A 4,057-nucleotide genomic window follows, 5' to 3' on the forward strand; every position below is an offset into this window, starting at 1 on the left:
GTCTCAGGCGGGGCGGCTGCCGGGGACCTTCCACCACAGGAGCCAGGCGCCGGTGGCGAGGATCAGGACGTTGAAGATGAGGGGCAATGGCGCGAAGCTGAACCCGATCGTGATGAATTCCGGTCGCGTTCCGAGCAACTGGGCGACGAGCTGCTTGGTGACGAAGAGCAGGGCCGTGTCGAGGACCACCACTCCCGCCCAGCAGGCCCTGGGGTGCCAGCGCGGTCGCGGCAAGGCGTGGATGAGAGCGACCACGAGCGTGAAGACGATGTCCAGCGGGAGATACCCGAATCGCACTGTGTTGGCCAGGTCGTTCCACGGCAGTGCGAGGCCTGTGATCCACAGGAGTGCGAGGCAGCCGAGGAAGCGCCAGGTTCGCGCCGTGGCAGGGCCCGGAAGCGTTCGGGTGCCGGGCCCGGCAGGAGCGGTGCTCTGTGGGTAGGGGGACCCGGCCGGCGGCGGGAAGCTGCTGAGAGGCGGATTGCTGGGACGGGCGGGTGCGGTGACCGTGAAGGCGTCGCGGGCGGGTGCGAAGCCCGGAGACGGTGCGGACTCGACCTGGGTGGGGATCGGAACGGGAGCGGCCGCTCCGGTCCGTTCCACCTGCTCCAGCGCGGCCTGCGCTTGCTCGGCCGTGGCACGTTGCGCCGGATCCTTCGTCAGCAGGGCCGCGAGAACCGGCCCCAGGCTCCCTGCGCGCAGGGCAGGGCGCGGGTCCTCGGTGACCACGGCGATGCACAGTGCGGTGAAGGTCTCGGCACTGAAGGGGGGTTGGCCCTCGACGGCGCTGTAGAGCGTGGCCCCCAACGCCCACAGGTCGGTGGCGGCCGAGGGCGTCTTGCCCGCCAACTGCTCGGGCGCCATATAGGCCGGTGTGCCGATGATCGTGCCCGTGTGGGTGAGCGCCATGGTCGAGTCCGCCATGTGCGCGATGCCGAAATCGGTGAGGATGACCCGGTCGTCCATCAGCAGGACGTTGTCCGGTTTGAGGTCGCGGTGGACGATGCCGGATGCGTGGGCGCGGTTCAACGCCTGCAGCATCTTCACGCCGATCCCGGCGACCGTGCGCACCGGCAGCCCCCCGCTGCGCGCGATCGAGGCGGCCAGCGAGATGCCGGTCACGTATTCCATGACGATCACGGGTGCGCCCCGGTGTTCGACCACGTCGTGCACCGTGATGATCCCGGGATGGTTGAGCCGCGCCGCGGCGCGCGCTTCCCGTGTCACGCGCTGGAGCAGGACGTCTCGCTGCTCGGCGGTGATGCCCTGCGGGAACATCACTTCCTTGACGGCGACGTCCCGCCCGAGCGTCTCGTCCCGGCCCCGCCAGACGCGGCCCATGCCGCCCTGGCCTATCAGCTCGATCGGCCGGTACCGGCCGCCGATCAATTCCCCGTTCACTTCTATCACGCCGAACACCTTAGTGCCGCACGGTAGTTGCAGGGCAGGGCAGGGCAGGGCTTGCAGCGCGGGGCGCCTGCCGGGAGACCGTGTCCGTTGTTTCTTACGGCGGCGATTCCGGGCAGCAAGGCGACTGTGCACCTCACTGGGGGGTGTGAGGCGAGTGGTTCAACGAGTTGACGGCCGGTCAGTTCCGGGCGGTCACTGTTGTGCGGTACGCCCTCGCGCGGCTGTGCGGGGTGTCCGGGCGGGGGTCTCGTACTCTCGGCCGGAGCCTGTCGGCAGCGGGCCGGCGGCGCGGTAGCACAGAGTTGTGGACGCTCACGTAATTGACCCAACCGTCGCTCGTCATGGACACGGTGTGCCAACGGGGTCGGCAAGCCGCAGTGACCACATCTGAGCGGGAGCAGGCGACGGAGGCTGCGCCCCACCTACCCCTTCCTTGCTGCGCTTTTGATCCACCCCGCTCGCCGCGCACGTCGCGAAAACGGTGAGCGCACGCATCGAGGCTTCCGGAGCCGCAGGGTGGGCACGGCGAGCGCGCCGCGGCCCAATTACGTGAGCGCCGACAGAGTCCCGCTCCTGCTGTTCGGGCAGGGAGTCGGTTCAGGCACGAATTTCGTGAAGTGGATCGTGCTGCCGTGCGCTGGTGACGCTCCGTCATTTTGGGCGTCATCCTTTGGTTGTGTGAGAACTTGCTGGAGTTGGTGTTACCGCACCTGACGACGGTGCTGGTGGAGCACGTGGTGGTGGAGAGTGGCGTGCTGCGGATCACGGCGAGTACGAAGGACGCGAAGGATGTGCCGTGTCCGGGGTGCGGGTCGCTGTCGGTTCGGACGCACAGCCGCTACGGACGCAGGATCGCGGACGCGCCGGCCGGAGTACGGCCGGTGTTGATCCATTTGTCGGTCCGGCGGCTGTTCTGCGACAACCCCGGGTGTACGCGGGTGACCTTCGCGGAGCAGATAGACGGACTGACCTCCCGCTATGGTCGGCGAACTCCTGCTCTGCAGCGCATCGTTGGTGCCCTGGGCGTTGTCCTGGCGGCTCGTGCCGTGGTCCGGCTGGCGGTGCTGCTGAGCGTCACGGTCAGCCGGATGACGGTGCTGCGTGTGGTGATGGCACTCCCGGAACCGGGCTGTTCGGTGCCGCGGGTGCTGGGGGTGGACGAGTTCGCCACGAGAAGGGGGCAGCGGTACGGGACCATTCTGCTCGACTGCGAGACGCACCAGCCCCTCGACCTGCTGCCCGATCGTGAGGCCGAGACCCTGGCCGCCTGGCTGCGCAGGCACCCCGGGGTTGAGATCATCTGCCGTGACCGTGCGACGTTCTTCGCCGAGGGCGCCCGCGATGGCGCTCCGGACGCCCAGCACTGCGCCGACAAGTGGCATGTCTGGCACAACCTCGGTGAAGCGGTCGAACGCCTCGTCTCCGGACACCGTGTCCTGCTGCGTGACCTCGATGAGTCGCAGCTCTCGCCCGCCTCAGAGCCCGAACCCGAGCCCGAGGTGGCGGATGCGCTGTCGCCCGTTCCCTATCCGCCAGGCAGGTTCCTCGACCGGCTCCGCGACACTCACGCCGCGGTCCATGCCCAGATCAAACAAGGGCTGAGTCAGCGCGAGATCGCCCGCCGACTCGGCATGGGCCGACACACCGTACGCAAGTACGCCCGCGACGCCAGCCCGGAGGCGATGCTCCACGGCCAGTGGCAAAACCGCACCAGCAAGCTCGACCCGTACCGCTCCTACCTGGAACAACGCATCGCCGAGGGCTGCACGAACCTGCTACAGCTCCACCGAGAGCTTCAAGAACACGGAGCCCGTTCCAGTTACAGCACCCTGCGCGACTACGTCCATCCCCTCCGCCCCAGGAAGCCACCCCGCTCCGGCAGGCCACCCATGGCCCGGCCGCCCTCACCCCGCGAAGCCACCCGTTGGATCATGAGCCACCCCGACCACCTACGCGACACCGACCAGCAGCGACTCAAGACGCTGTTGTCCCGCTCGCCCGAACTCACCGCGGCCGCCGCCCGCGTCCGCACCTTCGCGACCATCATGACCACCCGCGACGGCGGGCAGCTGCCGGGCTGGATTGCCGACACCTGCGCTGACCCTCAGTGCGGCCTGGACACCTTCGCCGCCGGACTGCTCACCGATCTCGACGCTGTCGTCTTCGGCATGAGCACGGACTGGTCGTCCGGCCCCGTTGAGGGCCGCGTCAACGACCTGAAGGCACTCAAGCGCGGCATGTTCGGCCGCGCCCGCCTCCCCCTCCTACGGAAACGGCTCCTCCTGATCGCCGCCAGCCGCCGACCACAGACCGTGACGAACCCTCAGGAGTCCTGATCCACTTCACGAAATTCGTGCCTGAACCAAAAGAAGTGCTTACAGGCACGGTGCGGGAAGGGTGTTGGACGGATCGCGGGAAAGCGAAGCTCCCGGCGGGCGGGTGCAGACCCAGGATCACCCATGCTCACCGGTGGCCTGCACTCCTCGCCAACGGCCCGCTACAGCAGGCCAGTTCATCGCCAAGCGGCTCTTTGCCAAGCCCTGGGTTTTGTGGAGACTGCGCGGAGTGCCCCGAGTTGGCCGGAGTCGGCGCAGCTCAGACTGCTTATTAAGAAGCACACCCGCACTCCACCCCCCTCACCCCCCCC

General features: G+C 68.4%; 2 protein-coding genes. One reads left to right on the plus strand and one right to left on the minus strand.

What is annotated here, in order from left to right; translation table 11 throughout:
• Positions 1-3: 3 nt before the first annotated feature.
• Complete coding sequence (locus ADK54_RS09665) at positions 4-1,410, minus strand: serine/threonine-protein kinase (RefSeq protein WP_159047690.1); 1,407 nt, start codon at positions 1,408-1,410, stop codon at positions 4-6.
• A gap of 674 nt (positions 1,411-2,084) precedes the next feature.
• Here ADK54_RS09665 and ADK54_RS09670 point away from each other — a divergent pair.
• The gene (locus ADK54_RS09670; protein WP_063801926.1) at positions 2,085-3,746 is read left to right on the plus strand and encodes an ISL3 family transposase; all 1,662 of its coding nucleotides are present in this window, start codon (positions 2,085-2,087) and stop codon (positions 3,744-3,746) included.
• Positions 3,747-4,057: the final 311 nt, after the last annotated feature.

This window comes from Streptomyces sp. WM6378 (assembly GCF_001279695.1).
Taxonomy (GTDB): Bacteria; Actinomycetota; Actinomycetes; order Streptomycetales; family Streptomycetaceae; genus Streptomyces.